This is a genomic window from Mycobacteroides sp. PCS013 (assembly GCF_049532645.1).
Classification (GTDB): Bacteria; Actinomycetota; Actinomycetes; order Mycobacteriales; family Mycobacteriaceae; genus Mycobacterium; species Mycobacterium gwanakae.
This window is the reverse complement of record NZ_CP150131.1, coordinates 2,337,277-2,354,732: the sequence shown is the minus strand read 5'-3', so window position 1 is coordinate 2,354,732 and position 17,456 is coordinate 2,337,277. Positions and strand designations below refer to the sequence as shown.

At 60.7% G+C, this 17,456-nt stretch carries 14 protein-coding genes; 6 read left to right on the top strand and 8 right to left on the bottom strand.

Translation table 11 applies throughout. The annotated features are described in order from the left end of the window. Positions 1-115: 115 nt before the first annotated feature. The 3 genes from RHO23_RS11570 (at position 116) to RHO23_RS11560 (ending at position 1,742) form a co-directional block, all read left to right on the top strand. A complete protein-coding gene (locus tag RHO23_RS11570) occupies positions 116-505 on the top strand; it encodes a hypothetical protein (RefSeq protein ID WP_423489109.1) in 390 nt (129 codons plus the stop codon). A 258-nt stretch (positions 506-763) separates the two neighbouring features. Then, positions 764-1,327 (top strand): recombinase family protein, encoded by a 564-nt coding sequence (locus tag RHO23_RS11565; RefSeq protein ID WP_423489218.1) that lies wholly within the window; start codon positions 764-766, stop codon positions 1,325-1,327. 190 nt (positions 1,328-1,517) lie between these two features. After that, positions 1,518-1,742, top strand: coding sequence for an excalibur calcium-binding domain-containing protein (locus RHO23_RS11560; protein WP_423489108.1), 225 nt, complete (start codon positions 1,518-1,520; stop codon positions 1,740-1,742). Positions 1,743-1,834: 92 nt separating this feature from the next. Here the strand turns inward: RHO23_RS11560 and RHO23_RS11555 are convergent, their stop codons facing one another. From RHO23_RS11555 to RHO23_RS11530, 6 genes are all read right to left on the bottom strand, one after another. After that, positions 1,835-2,944 (bottom strand): hypothetical protein, encoded by a 1,110-nt coding sequence (locus RHO23_RS11555; protein ID WP_423489107.1) that lies wholly within the window; start codon positions 2,942-2,944, stop codon positions 1,835-1,837. Positions 2,945-4,163: 1,219 nt separating this feature from the next. Beyond that, positions 4,164-4,835 (bottom strand): hypothetical protein, encoded by a 672-nt coding sequence (locus RHO23_RS11550; RefSeq protein ID WP_423489106.1) that lies wholly within the window; start codon positions 4,833-4,835, stop codon positions 4,164-4,166. 13 nt (positions 4,836-4,848) lie between these two features. Beyond that, on the bottom strand, positions 4,849-5,304 hold the full coding sequence (locus RHO23_RS11545) for a hypothetical protein (protein WP_423489105.1): 456 nt from the start codon (positions 5,302-5,304) through the stop codon (positions 4,849-4,851). 624 nt (positions 5,305-5,928) lie between these two features. Further along, positions 5,929-6,423 carry a hypothetical protein gene (locus tag RHO23_RS11540; protein WP_423489104.1) on the bottom strand — a complete coding sequence of 165 codons (495 nt, stop codon included), beginning with the start codon at positions 6,421-6,423 and terminating at the stop codon, positions 5,929-5,931. Between the two features lie 33 nt (positions 6,424-6,456). Continuing rightward, positions 6,457-10,404: an alpha/beta hydrolase gene (locus RHO23_RS11535; RefSeq protein WP_423489103.1), complete on the bottom strand. Its 3,948-nt coding sequence runs from the start codon at positions 10,402-10,404 to the stop codon at positions 6,457-6,459. After that, entirely contained in the window at positions 10,405-10,695 is a 291-nt protein-coding gene (locus RHO23_RS11530; protein WP_423489102.1) for a WXG100 family type VII secretion target, read from the bottom strand. A gap of 192 nt (positions 10,696-10,887) precedes the next feature. Here RHO23_RS11530 and RHO23_RS11525 point away from each other — a divergent pair, with 192 nt between their 5' ends. From RHO23_RS11525 to RHO23_RS11515, 3 genes are all read left to right on the top strand, one after another. Then, positions 10,888-11,163, top strand: a complete 276-nt coding sequence (locus RHO23_RS11525; RefSeq protein ID WP_423489101.1) for a helix-turn-helix domain-containing protein — start codon at positions 10,888-10,890, stop codon at positions 11,161-11,163. A 351-nt stretch (positions 11,164-11,514) separates the two neighbouring features. Next, positions 11,515-15,012, top strand: a complete 3,498-nt coding sequence (locus RHO23_RS11520) for a Tox-REase-5 domain-containing protein (RefSeq protein WP_423489100.1) — start codon at positions 11,515-11,517, stop codon at positions 15,010-15,012. After that, entirely contained in the window at positions 15,012-15,743 is a 732-nt protein-coding gene (locus RHO23_RS11515; RefSeq protein WP_423489099.1) for an Imm52 family immunity protein, read from the top strand. The genes RHO23_RS11520 and RHO23_RS11515 overlap by 1 nt, the downstream gene beginning before the upstream one ends. 54 nt (positions 15,744-15,797) lie before the next feature. On the opposite strand, the gene RHO23_RS11510 is transcribed toward RHO23_RS11515, so the two are convergent. Further along, complete coding sequence (locus RHO23_RS11510; protein WP_423489098.1) at positions 15,798-16,004, bottom strand: helix-turn-helix domain-containing protein; 207 nt, start codon at positions 16,002-16,004, stop codon at positions 15,798-15,800. A gap of 21 nt (positions 16,005-16,025) precedes the next feature. Next, on the bottom strand, positions 16,026-17,432 hold the full coding sequence (locus RHO23_RS11505) for a recombinase family protein (RefSeq protein WP_423489097.1): 1,407 nt from the start codon (positions 17,430-17,432) through the stop codon (positions 16,026-16,028). Positions 17,433-17,456 lie beyond the last annotated feature (24 nt).

The following is a 17,456-nucleotide window of genomic DNA, read 5'->3' as shown; positions in this document are numbered from 1 at the left end:
AGCTGCTGGCATCGTGGCCGCGCATGGCTTCGTTGCACGTGGTGTGGTGATGGGGTCCGCTGGGCTTGTCGTGTGCTTGCGTTTCTGTCGTACACGACAGATTCCGGTGTAACTGATGACACGAGATTGGCCGTCTCTCGCTGGACTTGCAGCGCAGTACGGGTTGAAGGTGCCGCAGGCTCAAGAAGCGGTGAAGAAGTTGAAGCTCAGGGACAAGCTCTGGCGTGGTGCAGCACGTGTTGCACCTTGGCAAGAGGCGCTGCTTCGTCCCGAGTTGGAACGGCTGGCGCGCGAGAAAAAACGGGGGTACAGGCCCCCCTCAATCCACGATGTACTTCCGCTGCCGCAGGAGCGTCCAATCGTCTATGAATCCACGCCCGACGGAAGCGGCTACCGAGACGAGCCCGACTACAGCGATTATGGGTTTACACATTCGGAGATGGCGCGCCAGTTGAAGCCCATCCACGATCGGATGATGGGCGAAGGTGACGCCGACACCGCATAGTTCGGCACCCTGCTAGCGCTCTCCGTGGCTGTCGCGCCGTGTCTCAATTCTTTAGAAACGGACACCCGCGCCGGAACGCAGCCGGGACCGTCCGATGGCTCTAAACGTGCTGGTCGGTTTTCTCAAAAGCCGTATCAAAATTCTTGTCTCGCATTGACGTAGTTTTGCGACTTATGAGACACTTTCGGTATGGCGACGAACACCACCACGGCAGACATCCTGACCCCCTCTGTTGAACCGGCGACGGGAACGGGTTGGTTGTTCGGATACGCCCGCGTGAGTACTGGACATCAGAGCTTGGATCAACAAGAGGACGCACTGAGTGCTGCTGGGGTTGATCCGGCGCGCATCTACAGCGACAAGCAATCCGGTATGTCCACAAGGGAACAACGCCCCGGCCTAGCTTGTCTGCTGGATAAGGCGCGGGCGGGGGATGTGATTGTGGTTGTCGGTATTGACCGGCTCGGACGCAATGCCTCGGAAGTCATGTCCACCATTAGGGAGCTGGGCCAGCACGGCATCGTGCTTAGGTCGCTGCGCGAGGGTATCGACACCGGTAATGCCACCGGGCGCATGATCGCCGGAGTCCTCGCCAGTCTGGCCGAACTAGAGCTAGAGCTAGGTAAGGAACGGCGTACAGCCGCGCGTGAGGCACGTAAAGCACGAGGTCTGCATGTGGGTAGACCCAAGGCCCTTAGCACCGAGAACATCGCCTTAGCGGCTCGTATGCACGCCTCGGGAGAGTCGGCCACCACCATCGCGAAAGCCGTGGGTGTCAGCCGCGCCACCATCTACCGGGTACTGGCCGAACAGAACGGCTAGCAGCGCTCAGGGGTGTCAGTAATGGTGACTCCCCTACGGCGAATCGCCCCGCGCTGTGTGCGCTTGGGGTTTCGTCGCTGGTTAGGGTGCTTGACGAGCCCAAACATGGGTATGCGAATCCGCCTCTGAACCGGTGGTGATCTTGGTAGCTTCTGTGTCTCACAGTCACTTCACAGAAGCGGGGGCAAACATGGTCGCAATCTCGTCATGCCGGTACTCAGGGGGCGCTGTCCTTGCGGCAGCAATGGTGGCGTTATCGCTGCCGGTGGGGGTAGTGCCGGTGTCGCTCGCCGACCCTCCGTATGCCAGCTGCAAAGAAGCTCACGCGGACGGCAAATACAACATTCCGCGCGGTGCGCCGGGCTATGCGCCCAAGCTGGACCGAGACGAGGATGGTTTGGCCTGTGAGGGCTAAACTTTGAATCGGTCGGCTAAGCGGGGAGAAACAAATAGCCCCGCTGTGGAGCTTCCGTTGGTCCAACTCTCCGCTTGGCCGCGCCTACGGTGTTAGCTGGCCAATCTGGGCGATTTGGGGCGTAGCTGCTGTGGTTGCGTGTGTGTACGGCCCGCTGGAATTGGCCGGTAACGATGATGCGCTCGATGGGGCCTGATTGGCTGTTTGGCGCGCAGCTCCTTTTCCTTATTTCCGTACGCAGTGGCGAGTGTGTCTAACCTGCCGAGCCGGGACTGTAGGAAAGCAGGAATTAGTGCCAACAGGACGAGAGATGCGTTGCGGTACATGTGAAGCACGCTTGGTTGTTCAAGATTCGGTTTGGGATGCCAAATACTATCCGCGCCAGATTGAAACAGTGCTATCACCGGTTGGTTTACTAAAGCCAAGATTGCGATTCCGAATGCGGTATTTATGACTGTCCAGAGAACGCGATGCTTTCTTGCTTTCTCCTGGAAGCGTTGCGCCTCGGACGGGTAGCGCATGTGGCCCGGAAATTTCCAGCGGCGGTCCAGATGATCACGCCGGAATGCGTCGAGATCGGTGCGGGCTCCGTACCGTTTCCAGTCAAAGCCCCGGCACTCTTCTACGCGTCCGTTTACCCTTTCTGAGGCTTCACGGTGCATGTGGCGCTCCGCCTTCCATAGGGCAACGATATGGGCGATCAATAGGCCGGATGTGCCGATCATGAGGGCGCTTGAGTACAGAGGGTGCTGATGATTTTTGAGCCAGCCATTTATTAGCGATGCGACCATGATTGCCAGAAAAAGCCACGTCGGGGTAGCGCGGAGGCCTTGCATCTGTGGACTACTCCAGATCTCGCGAGCGGTGCGCCACCGGCCACTGAATTTGGGGAGTACGGTCACGGTCTGTTGATCGGCAGACCAGAGCACGAGCACCAAGAACACCATTGCCAGCATGGCGTTACCGAAGATCAAGAGTTGAATCCCCTTGACGGCCTCGCTATACATCGGGCTCGTGTCGAAGAGGTGAGCGCGTATCGCAAGGGCGCTGACATTGTCAGCTAGAAAACCGAGGTCAGTTAGCGTGAACAGCGCAGCTACCAGTGTCATAGTTTTGGCCGTCCGAGTTCCCACGGCGTAACGAATACCACGCAATTCGATCATCCGGTTTGCTTCCTTTCGTTCTAAGTGCCAATCAGCCATGCCGGGCCTGAGGAAGGCCCCTTTCGCGCCGAGTCGCTTCCCCGCGCTTCGTTTGAAAGGGGCCCTCCAGGTCAGCTACCGGGGTAGTAAGACGGTGCTGTTGTCTGCGCTGATGCTGGGCATATCGTTGACGCTGGCAGGTTTCCGGTAGACCACGTTGCTAGTGAGGTGGCCGGAGAGCTGCTGAACGTCTCTCGGGCCCCTAGCAGCTCGATGGTGGTGGGTGTTGTTCTAGCCGGGAGAGTAAACGCTATGTCTCCCTTAGCTTCTCCAGTTACTGGAGATCCCAGGTGTGGTCCACCGATGTCGGAGAGATTGACGTTCTCATTCTCCACAGGCATAGCGTTCTCGGTCTGCACACGCCACGAGTTCGTAGGGATCGCTCCCTTGGTGGTGTCAACCTGAACGTGGAACACCAGAACCCGAGACCCGTTACCTGCTTGGCAGACAGTGGGCTTAGAACCGATGGTCACCGTTCCCTCGAATTCGGCTCCACCCCAACCTGGTTCCTTACCGCTGACGCGGTTCGCGGACCCTAACGGCACAGGGCCAGACTGAGCTGCCGAGGTGTCGCTGTCAGCGTGACCGCATGCGCTCAGCGCCACAGTAAGGCCGGTGACCACTGCGGCGAAACGGCAGCTAGTGATATTGATCGATACCATATTTCGTTCCTTCTTCCTTTGCGCAGGTCAGGGCCTGCTGACCGCAGAAAGATGTGACGGCGTTGGGCGTGCCCTTTTTGATGGGCACGTCCCGCTGGTACCTTTAAGCCCTGCCCCTCACAGCAGACCTAAAGGCCCAGGTTCGCCGACTCAGGTTTGGACCTGGGTCTTTCTGTAGCTAGGGAGAAGCGTAGCGGTGAGCCGCGACACAACCCGGTATTGAGAACCAGGGAAAATGCGCAGAGCGCAAACTTGCTCAACAAGTCGCAGCGAAACTCGTAGCACGCCGAGCTGTGGATAACTCTTGAAACAGCTGCTAGTGGCCCATCCCTGAATGTGGATAACCTGTTAGCTAACTGTGGATATGTCTACTATAAACGACACTTAGACGGTTCCTTGACATTGCGCGACCGGCGTGTCGCGTGTCGGCGTCCCACGTACCCGCAAGGGGGTGGGGAGGTACCCATTAACGTTCTTGGTGCATGCCTCACTCGGCCAGCGTCCGCTCTCTCTCTGGTCTCTGGCTGAACGGCTGCTCAGGCACCTGTAGCGGGTTTTTAGGTTTGGGGTGGTGTGTCGGTGGGTTCGTAGTCGAAGACGAGTTCACCGGAGGGCAGTGTCCGCAGCACCTTTTGGGGTTCAGATTGCACGTCGGGCATTGGGGGAATGGGTGTGGTGTGGGGCAGTTGTCGGATGCGGTCGGCGTATTCGTTTTCGATGGCTTGGATTGCGGCTTTCATGCGTTCTAGGCGCTGCTGATAGGCCTTGGCTTGTTCGGCGCGGGCGATCTTCTCGGCCTCTAATTGGACCCGGATTTCTGGTTCGGTGGCGGTGTCCAGGACGGCCCAGTCCTTCCCATCGGTCACGGAGGTGAAGTCCTCGGCGCTCACCGCATAGTTTTCCGATTCGACGCGATTGATGACCGCTGTGAGGGGGTGCCAGCGTTCGAACACGCTGTGCCTGCCCTCGCGGGCGATTCGGCCCGCTTGCTTTAACACTTCCAGCATGTGCAGCAGGGAACGTGTCCAGTGCTCAGCGTCGTGCATGAACATCTGCAAGGTCGGTGTGGCGTCAGGGGGAGTGGCATCGGTGATTGTGCGCAGACGCGCGTCGAGTTCATCTATCACCTCTAGAAAGGCCACCCCGATCTGCCGGTGCCCCATATCGCGCTGCACCTGCTCACGTCGCGCAGCCAGCATGCCGAGCATCGAATGCAAAGCTTGGATCATGGCTCACCTCGCCTTATCTGCCTCGTTGCAACGGGTCCGCTGCCGGGTCCCACTCTTCCCCATCTGAGCCGCCATCACGACGCTTGAGCGTTGGCATCGGTGGCCGGATCAGTTTCTTCAACCCCGCCAAATCCACATACTTGGAACGCAATTCACGCACACGCCCCGCCAAGACCGCATCACCGGACGCGTCGGCAGCGACCCGCGCGTACACCATGTCCAACTGCCGCAACGCCTCCACATAGGCGTCGGCATACGCGCGCTCAATGGCTCGGCTCAATGGCTCCGGTTCCACACCGGCCGCTTCCGCATTCAAGTTCAGCTGTTGCATCTCGCCGCGCACCGACACCGTCACTGTGCCGACACTGGCCGCGCCGGAACGCTGAATCTCGACCGTCCCGGCAACCTTGTCTACCCAACCGCCCAACCACGCAACGAGATCATCACCAGCCAACTCATCGAAACCCATGGGGAAACTCCTCTGTCCAACGGCCTGGCGAGAGTTGAATCTCAACTGTCCGAACTGTTTCGCTTACGCGCCTTGTGTTGTCGCCACCACGGGGAATTTGACCGTCTGTACAACCAGATTGCGATTGGAATAATTACTAACCCCCACGCAAATGCCACTATTGCCAATGCTTTTGGCGTGCTGAATGCGAGTCCCAGTGGTATCAGGGATAAGAAATATCCGACACCGCAGATCACTCCGATCCAGTGGACCATCCGTTGCTGGTGTAGTGGTGCGCTGTCCCGAAGTATCGGTATCCAATAGTGCGCTGGACCGTCGGCGGCTATGTCGCCAATCGTCATCGCACAAGCCAGTAGCAGTACATCGCTCACCGCGAATAGCGGCCAAGCCGCTGCTGGTGCCACGAAACCGAAAGATATGAGCGGCCCGAAGATGAGTACTGGCAAGAGCCCCAATGTCAGCAAAGACAAAATGACCAGAGCTAATGAAAGCCAGCCCGCACACGACTTGCGTGCGATGAGGGCTAGCGCGACAACAATCACCTGCGAGATACCGAGCACCGCTACACCTGCCCTCTAGTTCACGAACTTCCAGAGAATCCACACCCGATTCGTCGCGAATGCATCAATCACGCTGGGGCTGTTCGTAAGACTGCGGCCCGTCCTTGGTGATAATCGACGGCATCACGCTGTCCTCGTAGTTGGGGCCTGGTGGAGGAAAGTACGGCGACATCCAACCCATACTCACGCCACCATGAACTCCACGACGAATGTCGAAGCGGTACCCGTCTGGCGTGTGCCCATGAGCGGACTTCTTTTGTGGGATGTCCGAACCGACCGAATCGATCCAACCCCAGGAGTTCCAGACGTTTACGAATGAATCGAACACCTGATCGCCACTGAGGTCTCCGTATCCCCATACCCAATACCTGATGTAGAAATTCCAGGACCCGTTGGGGCCGACTGCACCGCTCCCAGCGCTGAGCGGGTTCCACCCTGGTCTCTGAAACCCAACGATCCAACCGTCCGGTAGGTGCTGCAGGGTGTAGACAACGTGCTCGATGGTGCGCTGGCGCGCGAGTGCGTCGGTCAGGTCGGGGTGGATCTGTGGTGCGGTCATGTCATATCCCATGGTAGTGATCTGCATTCGTCGTCAACGCCGGATGCCTGCGATGATTTCGCCGATGATTTCCAGGCTGCGACTGTCGGGTTGCCAGTACGCCTGGGTGTGGGCCTTGATGCTGGGCAGGTATTTGAGAGGCCAGGGTCCGGTTCTTTCGGTGATCCGCTCGTGGTGTGCTCCGAAGTCTTCGCGGTGGGTCATGCGGCCGTGTCCGATCGGGCTGCGGTCGGACAGTTCCAGGATTCGGATGGGGTCGTTGGGGTGAATCAAGGCCCATACTGGTGCCGATCCAGGCTTTAGCGGCACCCCTTGCAGGATGAGTTCTTCGACAGTGCGTGCGTGCATTCCCGCACCGCCCAGAGTCACTAGCGAGTGTGCGTTCAGCCCTGCGCCTTGGGCAGCTTCCCCGACGACGACCGCACCGTAGGAGTGCCCGATCACGGTGCGATGCGCCTCGGGCATCTGGTTGGTGTGGTCGAGGCGTTCGAGGAAGTCGCGCAGTCGCGGAGCCCCGGCTTCGGCGAAACTATCCATCGCCGCGCCCGGGAGAACCCATTGCGGTGCACGATAGTTCTGCCAATCCACAACCGCAGCACGCCCCTGGTGGCCCAGTGCATCTTCAGCGTCGACTTGGAACCGTCGGGCAACTTCCATATAGCCGGGGTGGTCACCGTCGGGGATGAGTTTGGTTGCCTTGGTGCCTGTTCCGGGCACTAGCACGCCCGTGTGGGTGGCGAGGTCGGGGTTGCCTATGGAGGTGATGGAGCGTCCGTCGGGTTCGAACCCGAGCAGGAACCGGCGTGCCTGGTTGGGGTGTGGCTGGATGGCTTCTTCGATGCTGCGGTATGCCTCGTTTTCGGGCATGTGTTCGCGCCAATGGCTGAGTGCGTCGCGGGCGTACTCGTCGCTGACCGAGATCGGCAGGCGGGCTTTCTCGCCGAACATAGGGTCTTGACGGAACACGCCGGTGCGTTCGGCGGGGTCCAAGTGGTCCCACATTTCACGTAGCCGTGTCGCGTCGACGGGCCGTTCTAGCTGTCCATCCAAGACTTTCTGGACCCATTCGGGCCGCTCGCCATGTGCGCTGAGAAGGGAACCGTTGTCGCCGGGTGGTTTTGGTGGCTCGCCGCCATCATGACCGCGCCCACCGGCACCGGGGGCTGTCTCGGCAGGTCGTTCGGGTCCAGGGCGCCCGTTGGTCGCTGGCCGTTCGGCCGATGCGGGTGCTGGTTCGTGGGCTCTGGCTGCTGCCGGGGTCGCTTCGCCCGGTGCGCTCTTGGCCAGGGAGGGTTTGGACTCAACCGGGGCGGGTGGCTCGTGTAGCGGACGGTTGGGGACTACCGGTTCGCGAATGGGTTCGCGCAGCGGTGTGATGGTGGACGGTTTGACCGGTTCCCCGTGCGCGGCAGGGGTACTGGGTGCGTGAGGCGTGGCGGGTGGTGCCGAATGCGGCGGTGCTGTTGGCCCGGCTGGTGCAGCGGGCCCGGTGGGTGTCGTTGTGGGTGGTGTGTGCTCGCTGGCCGCGGGGGTGTGGGCAGGGAGCGGTTCGCCGTGCTCGGGCAGGGCGTTGTGTGGCCCCGGTGCGCGTTCGGACGGCACCGGGCCGTCGACAGGGCGCGGGGTCTCGGTCGGATGGGCTGGTGTGCGCGGGGTTTCCGGTTCGATCGGACGCTCACCGGGTGCCAGGGGCCGCTCACCAGGTGGGGCGCCGTGGTCGCCGGGTGTGGCGGGGCGCTCGCCGGGTAGGTGGTCGGCCGGTGTGGGTGTTCGTTCGGTGAATTGGGGTGTGGTGGTTTCTGAGGGGCCGGGTCCGGGCCGATCCGGTGGTGTCGGATGCGCCGATGATGAGGCGGGGGTGTGTTCGGCGGGCCCAGCGAGCGCGGGCTCGGTGGCGCGTTCACCCACCGGCACTGGGCGTTCGGCCATAGCGGGCACACCATGTCCCGATGCGTCGCCATAGCCGGGACCACTGCCATGCGAGACCAGGGCAGCGTCGTCAGCCGGTTTAGGCTCGGCGCGTTCCATCGCGGGTGTGCCGTGATGTTCTGCCTGCGCAGGGACGGAACTTGCTTCCGGTGCTGGTTGTGCGACAGTTGGTTTGGTTTCGGCAGCCGGAACCGCAGGGTGTTCGAGGGCGCCGGGTTTAGGTTCGCTGATGGTGGCCGTTGGTGGGTGTATGTCGGTGGGTGGGCCGAGTTTGAGTTCTCCGGGGTTGATGCCCTCGGGTAGTTTCCCGAGTGTTTCGGTGATCTTGCCGGTCTGGGCACTGACCTCGGCCACCGGATTGACCACCGCCGCTTCACGTCCGAGCGCGGTGGTGGTCTTCGTTTCGATGCTCGCCACGCCTTCGCCGACGCGGGCGGCATCCGTTCCTATGGATGCGGCTCTGGCCGCACCGCCGCCAGGGACCAGGAACGTGGCGGCGGTGGTGAGGTTGTAGCCGACCGCCTCCCACGGGTCGCCTTTTTTGACGTCTTCCCAATCCACCAGGGCTTTGACGGTCTCCAGGGTTTTGTCGGTCTGCCCACCGGGGTCTTGGATGAGTTTCGTGATTTCCCGGGCGGTGGTGCCGACCGGGTCCAAAGCGCTGCCCACGGTTTTCGCCAACCCGCCCCAGGTTTGTTGTGCGCCTTGGGTGTCGTAGACGAACCGGGTGGGATCGAGCCCGGTCACCATCGCTAGTGGGCCGGTGAACATGCCGGTGATGTTTTTCAGCGCCCCGGCATCCATGCTGATCAGCGCGTTGATGACCGGTGCCGCTGAGGGAAACTCTTTGGATACCCAGTCTTTGATCGCGTCTTTGGCTGCATCAATCTGCGCCCCGATGCCGAGAAGATCGGACTTGCGGGCCTCGACTTGTTGGCCGTGGTTATCGAGCACGCCTTTGATGTCGCGGGCCACGGCCTTGATCTCATCCATCGGTGATTCGCCGTGAAACAGGAAGTCGCCCAACGTGTCGAGCATGTTCGATGGTGACAACCGCCGCAACAGATCCCGCACGCTGTCTTGGGCGTGCTGGACCTGATCGGCGAACCCTTCCAGTTCATTGGCGAGCTTGCCCGACAGCTGCGCCAGCTGGGTCAGTGAGGATGTGATGGTGTCGATGGCCTTACCGATGGTCTCGGCTTCGGGCATCGTCTGCGCCGAGATCCCGGCCTTAGCGGCCTGTATTTGTGCGGCGACCCGAGGAAGCGCCTGCCACAACGCTTTCCACGGCGCAGCGACAGCGCGTGCCCCAGCCGGGTCGCCGTTGGGCCACACATCGCCGACGAAAAACTCGACCACCGACCACAGCGCCGGGGCCATGACACCGCCGCCATTGGCGTTGGAAATGCTGACCGACACTTTCGGGTCATTGATTTTGGCCGGCATCGACACCGAGGGGGCCGCTTGCGGGATGGTGGCGGCCGCCTCGGCGAGGGCGTAGTTGGCTGCCGATACCCCGATCCCGTGCCCGACCGAACGGGCGGCCCCCAACGTCTGGAAGACGGCGCCGATGATCTGGTTGGCCTTTTGCACGTACTGTTCGCCGAAGTTTTCCCCGGCATCGTCTTGGCCCGCGTTGAAACTCAATGTCCCGCCCGAGAGGGCTCGCGCCGCAGCCAATAATCCATCGGCAGCGTGATCTACGCTTTTGCCTGATTCGGCGAGCTGCGGCGGGTCAACATCGAGCTGCGTGCCGCCGCCCGCTGACCACATCTGTGCGTTGCTTTTGGTGGCCTGCACATAGCCTTCCCGTGCCCCGTGCAGGTAGTCGACGATCTTGCCGAACATCTCCCCAAGCTCACCGTTGGAACTCACCCAGTGCCCGATTGCCTGATCGGCGCTGGTCGCGGTGCGGCCCTCCCACGCCGCTGCCATCTTGTTTTGCCCGTCGCGGCCCTGCTCAACAGATTCACCGATCAACGTCCGCAAGGCTGCGACCGCCTCGGCCATATCGGCCATCGCGGCCGGATCGACCCGGAACCGTGCCCCCATTTAGAGGTGCTCGCTGGCCTCGTGGAGTAGCTGCGCGCTGCTGCGCGCCTTCGCCGTGGTGTTCGTCAACGATGTCGCCGACCCAGTGGCTTCTTCATGCCAGCTATCCCAGATCGGGGAAAACGAGGACGCCGCACCCCCAGACCAGCCATGGCCCAGCACCGAACGCACCCGCCCGTCAGCGCTGCGCACCCCACCACCCAGACGCTGCGCAATATCAGTAAGCAACCGAAACGCGCCAGAGAGGGCAGCAGGATCGATCCGCAACACCTCGTCAGAAGGTCCAACCATGTGCCCCCACCCCTAAATCTTTCGGCCGGATACCGCTCTCGAATGTGCTCACAGACCGCCCGGCTAGTTGCCAGCTATCTCACGCTACTACACCCTTAGTGGGGAGGCGTTGTGAAATGGCATCAACGGATAGGTAGATTTATCTACGCATAGGTAGATGCCCTGGTGGGTGGGGCGCCCAATGCTTGTTGGGTGTCTCCGTCCGCATCGCAACCCGATCCGGACACAGTTGGCGTCGCTGTTGATATTTCTGCGTTGGGGGTCGAACTTCAGCGCTTGCGCATAGCTAAGAAGTTGTCCTTGGACAACCTGTCTGAACGCACAGGGATACCGCGCAACACCATCTATCGCTACGAAAACCATAAACTCAACCCCACCGCAAAAGCGCTGCTACGCCTTGCTATGGGGCTGGACACGAACATCAGTGATCTCGTTGCACCGTTGGATCATCTGCCGAATCCCTCTTAAAACCGGGTATTGACCTGATGTCGCCTCAAGGGGATTCCGGCACGCGTCAGCAGCGCGGTCCACGACCGGCAATGTCACCGGAAACCGGCAACGCATTGTTGATGCTCCGAAGCCGTAGCGCGCTGGGGCGGCTCGATGAACAGGGTTCTGGCAACTATGAACGACGTTGAATGAGCGATTGTCTGCTGGTGGGGGCAGAAATGATCTTGGTGTCCCCTACTTGAGGGAATAAACCTCGCGGATATTGTTTGCCACCGATGCTGACGCGATCTTGACTCGTCGCTTATGCTGGGCTGATTGTTGGGTCGCAATGCATGGAGTGGTTGCGGGTGTCGGGAAGGTGAACCGTCGGTGAGTTCCGTGAACCGTGATGTGACTGAGGCAACAAACGTTCTGACATGCCGGGATCTGACCCATTCCAGCGAACCGCAGAAGGAACCAGTCGCCGAGCCGATGTCTGCTGGTGACGGCGGTCGCCGGGTCGCTGCTGTGGTTGCCGGAGCGGTGTTGGTGGTGGCAGCGGTCGCAGGCCTGCATGGCTTGTATCGGGCCGGTGGCGATGCCGGGGCCTGGGGTGTGTGGGTGGTGGCGCTGCTGGCTGGAATGACGGCAGTGGGCGGCGGGATCAAACTCATCATGTGGGGTGCCAGGCCTGTGATGGCGGCGGTGTCCGCTGCCGGTAAGGAACGGTTGTCTGAACCGGTGCAGGCCGTGATTGCCGCTGTTGGGGTGATCGCCGGGTCCATGGGTATGTGGTGGACCTTCCGGGGCGGCTACAGCAGCTGGTGGCAACACCTTTCCGGAGAAACCGGCTGGACGCTGCTACTCGGTATAGGGCAGATGCTGGTGGCCGTGCTGGCCGGAGCGGCCCTGTTTACGGGCGGCAAGTACCTGACGGGCCTGGCCAAAGAGGTATTAGCCGATGCCGGGATGCTCGGGGCACGCGACCGCGCTAATGTTGCGGAAGGTGTTGGGGCGCACCGTAATCAGTCCCGCAAGAACCAGGACGAGTCGTTGTGGCATCCGGGTCTGCTTGCGGCGTTGATTGGTGGCGGGGCAGGGCTGGTGTTGTTGACTGCTGGGATCGCGCCTCGGCTGTATGTGTGGATCACCGGCCCCGACGTGCTACCCGCAGTCGCAGCGATCGCGGTCACGCTGGTGTGGGCGATTGGGTCGAATCTGGGCTGGTGGAAAGGCCTGACGGGCCTGTACACGTGGGCCACGGATGCCTCGCAGAAGGCTGGCGCTGTCGCGGGCGTGGCTGCGGTGCTGATGTTCTCGGCTAGCGGTCTGGGCCTGGGATGGTTCACGCCGGCCACCGTGCCGCAAGCCCATGCGGCGTGCCCACCGGATTGCGGTGGCGGTGGTGGTTTGGATGGCCCACCTGGGGGAGGGCAGATTTTTCAGCCACCGAGCCAGGGTGGGCAGCAGATGCCCGACTATCAGGGCGGGATCAATCAGCCGCCGATGGATCAAAACGGCTCGGTGTCGATCTACAACACTCAGGCCCCCTCGATCAGTAACAACGGTACTCAGGGGTCCAGTGGGCAGCAGGGGCCTCAGCAAGGGTGGGATCAGCCCGCACACGGCACCCAGATCCCGGACTACCAGAACGCCACGCCCTATACGCAAGGGCCGGGCAGGCCGAACCCTGATTTCAACCCAGGATCACAAGGCGCACAAACCAACCCCGGCTCCAATGCCGGATCGCAAGGCGGGCAAGCTAACCAAGGCGGCCAGCAGCAAGCACCCCAGCAGCCGCCGTCGCAGAACAGCGGCCAGCAGCCACCTCAAAACCAGCCGCCGCAGAACAACACCGGGCAGCAGCAGCCGCCTCAACAGAACGCTGAGCAACCGCAGCAGTCTGATCAGCAGCGTCTTGACGAACTGACCCGCCAGCTACAAGACCAACAACAGCAGGGCACGCAGGATCGCCAACGTATTGACGATCTGACCAAGCAGTTGCAGCAGCAGGGGCAGCAGAAACAGAACGGCAACCAGAAACTGCCCAAGGCTCCGTCCAAGGACAAAAAGAAGGACGACCAAAAGGACGAGCAGCAGGACCGCGACGAGCAATCCGGCACAACCGATCTGGCGTCACTGCTACTCGGTGCGGGTTCCACCCGCCGCCGCAAACAAGACGACCAACAGCCTGAACAGGGCCAGCAGCAAGGCCCGGATACCCAAGCACTGGCGCAAGACGGGGCACAGCTGGGCCAAGCCCTGCCCGGAGACATCGCCAACACCGTCTCTGACAGTGTGAACTTGGGACAGTCGGCAGGATCGGCGGCACAGAACTTCGGGTCCGCCGCGCAAGCCGGGGCGTCCCTGGCATCCTCGGCGCAGTCCGGTGCCGTGAACCCCATGGACGCGGTCGCAGTGGTGCAGGGAGTTTCTGGAGGCATCAGTGATACCGCCGACGCCGTGAGTTCCGGTGCGTCGATCGCCTCCACATGGATCAACAAGGCCGGTCAGGGCGCCCAGATGGCCGCCGACGCCAACCCGCAACTCAAGCCCCAGGCAGAGCAGGTGCAGCAGGTCACCCAAGCTGGCGGGCAAGTCGCGGATCTGACCGGCCAGGTAGCAGGTGGGGTTTCCCAGGTCTCCGGAATGGTCAATACCGCTTCAAGTCTCGGTGCATCCGGTATGCCCGACACGTCGGGAGCCACCGACGCGCTCTCGGGGACCGCAACTGCTGTTAACGGGCCTGGTGATGTTCCGAAACCGCCCACACCACCGGCTTCGCCGTCAAGCTCGGCACGAATCGCCACTGCCACCGATGCGACCAAGCCTGCCCCTCTGCCGGGTGATCCGGGCTTTATCGGCCCGGTTGCCGTGCCGGATTCGTCATCGCAGCCTTTCATATCTGCATCGCAACGGGAGTTGTTCCGCAAAGAGCTACTAAATACCGGTGTACCAGCGGACCAAGTGGATAAGCGGCTCGATGATGTGATTGACAAGGCATCCAAAATGCCGGTCCCGCAAGCAGAGAATTATCAACCCAGTGATTCAGGGCCCGCCGATATATCGCCGCAGAAGTTCTTTGAAGGAATGGTTGGGCGAGGTGTTGACGAGTTCAAGTCCAACTGGCAGTTCATGAAGACCGCCGACCCAATGGTTTCCAGTGTTCGGGGCATTATCGACCCGCAGGGCCTAGCGCAGGACCGAACCCAAATGGCGCAAGGTCTTGCACCTCTGGTGGGAGCTGGCGGTGATAACGCTCCCGGTGTTGGCGAGTCTTGGACGAATATAGGCAAAGACGCCATATCGTATGACGAGTGGAAAGACGGTAATCCCGTCCAAGCTGCCGGGCAGAACGCATTTGATGTCCTCGGGGCGATGATTGGCGGCAGAGGTATTAACAACGCGGCCCGCGCCCCTGAACGCGCCGTCACCCAAGGCGCCACCGAAGCGGCCATACCAGCCAAGGCACCTGAAGCTGTGGTTCCTTCCGTTCCTAAGCCAATCGGCCAGTGGGGCCCCTCCAACGAAACATTCGGAGGATTCTCGAAGGCATACCAGGAAGCTATGACAGGGCGTCCCATCAGCGATGCGTACGTAGTCGATGGTGTGAAGTTCGATGGATACCCGAACGGCGTTCTGACCGAGGTGAAAGGGCAGTACGCGCAGTTTGTCAATAAGGGGACTGGCCAATTCCAAACATGGTGGAAGGGAAGCGATGCTATCGCGTCACAAGCCAGAAGGCAGTTAGATGCTGCTAAGGGCAGCCCTGTACAGTGGATTGTTGCTGAACCCCAGGCTGCAGCGGCGTTCCAAGAGTTGTTCAAAGCCAACGGGATTTCAGGTATTATCATCAAAGTCGTTCCAATGCCGGGGCTAGGGAAGTGATGACGCAAATGGTGCAGTCACATATAAGTGCTTTTTGGGGTCCTCGCGCTCAATCGGCAGATGAAAGTGCTGAAGTTGTTTCTGTATTTTTGAGTAGCCTTGCTGCTGTCGACGCTTCGCTTGACAACTGGCGGAAGCGTGCCTCAACAAAAATTGAGGCAACAAAACAACCAGCAATCAATGACCCCGCTCAGCTCTCTGACCTGCTCAGTTCTGGCCAAAACCGGCGTGATGACAATGGTAATGTCATTACGGAACTCGGATATTCCATTGGGCTCTGGAATGGCGATGCAAGCATCAATATTAATATTGGTGCAACATCGCAATGGGTTCCGAATTGTGTATCGATCGCTCTCCCTGACCCGGAACTCCGGCCGGATCTCTACAAATATGACTCTGCTCTAACCATCCTGACCTTGATAATTAACGCTTTCCATCCTGATCGGGCAGTTTGGACTAATTCTGTTTTGACTAAACAGCAAACCGAGCCAGACAGCTTAACTGATGATGGCGGATACATTCTGGGGCAGCTCGTGGGCCATCCAGCCGGATGGGGCACCTTCTTGGCGGACGAGAGCAGTGTTGCGTTTGACCAGGAATTACTACCTCAATCCGTAAAGGTTGAACGGGTCAACTCTGGCGCGCTTGTCATCGTGGGCGACGAGCCTGGTAGTCCACCTATCGAAGATGTGCTTCAAATCAGAAGGGCGATGGGATACAAAGTTCCCTAAGTCCGAGGATTTGAAGGGCGCCTGACGGCCTCGCCGCTACGCGCGCGTTGGTGTTTACCGGCCCTGTAATGGCGGTACTTGGTTGCGGTTACTCGGTCCGTCGCGTCCGCGTAGCTGGGCGCCCGTTTCAATGAGCGCATCGCGCACATACCCATAAGAGTGTGCACCAGCGGCAGCTAGGGTGCGGATGCTTGCGCCAGCTTCATAGGCTGCTTTCAGCGCTGCGCGTTCCTCGGCGCGTTCAGCCCCGCTTGTTTTCACCGTTCCCCGTCCCCGTAACGCCTAGTTGGCAGTTTGCGTAGTCTTCCATACGATCTCGATCTTCGTCGGATCGAAATAGCTACCGTTAGGCTGCCGTCCGCGCGTGGTAGGCAAGACCGTGACTGTCATCAACGTGTCAATCACCTTGCCCCGCACGTCAGGTGGTGCCGCCTTCCACGCCGCGCGTACGTCATCTTCCGCAAGGATCGCGGCTAATGCCGAGGATGAACGCGCCGAGGCCAGCTCAGCGTCCACATGGGCGAGCTTGGTTTGCAAGCCCGCTGTTCCGTGCCGCAGCTGCTCGCCATCAATGCTGCCTTCGGTGAACATGTCGCTGAGTTGGTTCAGGCGTGCACGTAGGCCCTCGCGTTGGGCGTGAAGGGCTGTCACGTCTGCTCCCGCTCCCATGATGACCTCACGGGCATCGGGAGCCGTTAGACGTCCTATGACGTGTTCGCTTACATATTCATCGACGTACTCGGCTACTCGTCCGAGGTGCTTGGCTTGGCTGCATGTGTAGACCTTGCGCCAGTCCGCAGCGCGCTTGGAGCCAACTTGTGATGCGCTGCGCATCGGTGCACCACACTTGCCGCACAGATACACCCCAGACCCCTGGTACTTGCGGATATAGCTGATGTGGTTGGACCGAGCAGGGTCACGTAACAGCGCCTCAATGGCCGCGAAAGTTTCGGTGTCCATGATCGCGTCCCACTGGCCTTGCCCGACGCGCTGGCCTTCGTGCAGCACGATTCCGGCATTGCGGGGGCGCAGCAAGATCGTGCGCACCTCACGCGACGTGAACTCGTTGTCGCCGTACGCCGTGCGCAACCCTGCTGCGTTCCAGTCTCGTGCGATCTGCCGCAGCGACACCCCGCTAAGTACCCGCTGCGTACCCGTGCGGATGGCCGCTGCCTCCGGCTCGCGCAGCCGCAGACCGTCTGATTCGTACCCGAAAGAGCGCCGACCGCCACGGAACTTGCCATCAAGTGCGGCTTGCTTTTTCGCGCTCTTGGCGCGCTCAATCATGTGCTCAACCTCATGGCGAGCCGCAGCACCCAACATGCGAGCGACCATCTTTCCCGAGGCCGTCGAGAGGTCAACTGAACCCGCCTGCACAGTCCGAACTTCGATTCGCCTGTACTCGCACAGGTCGATGAAGCTTTCAAGCTCAATCGGTCGGCGGTGCAGACGATCCGTGTGCCAGGCGATCACCGCTTGCGCCCTGTCGGATTCCAACGCTGCCAGCATCGCCTCATAGCCTGGTCGCCTCTTGCCTGAGTACGCGGAAATATCGTTATCGGAGAACGTCTCGACTACCGTCCACCCCAACCTGGTGGCCAACTGCTGGCAGTCCTCGCGTTGACGGTCCACCCCGAGGCCAGCGCCCGCACGGTCCTTACTGATACGCGTATAGATCACAGCCTGCATGTTTAAAAGCGTACTAGAACGCTA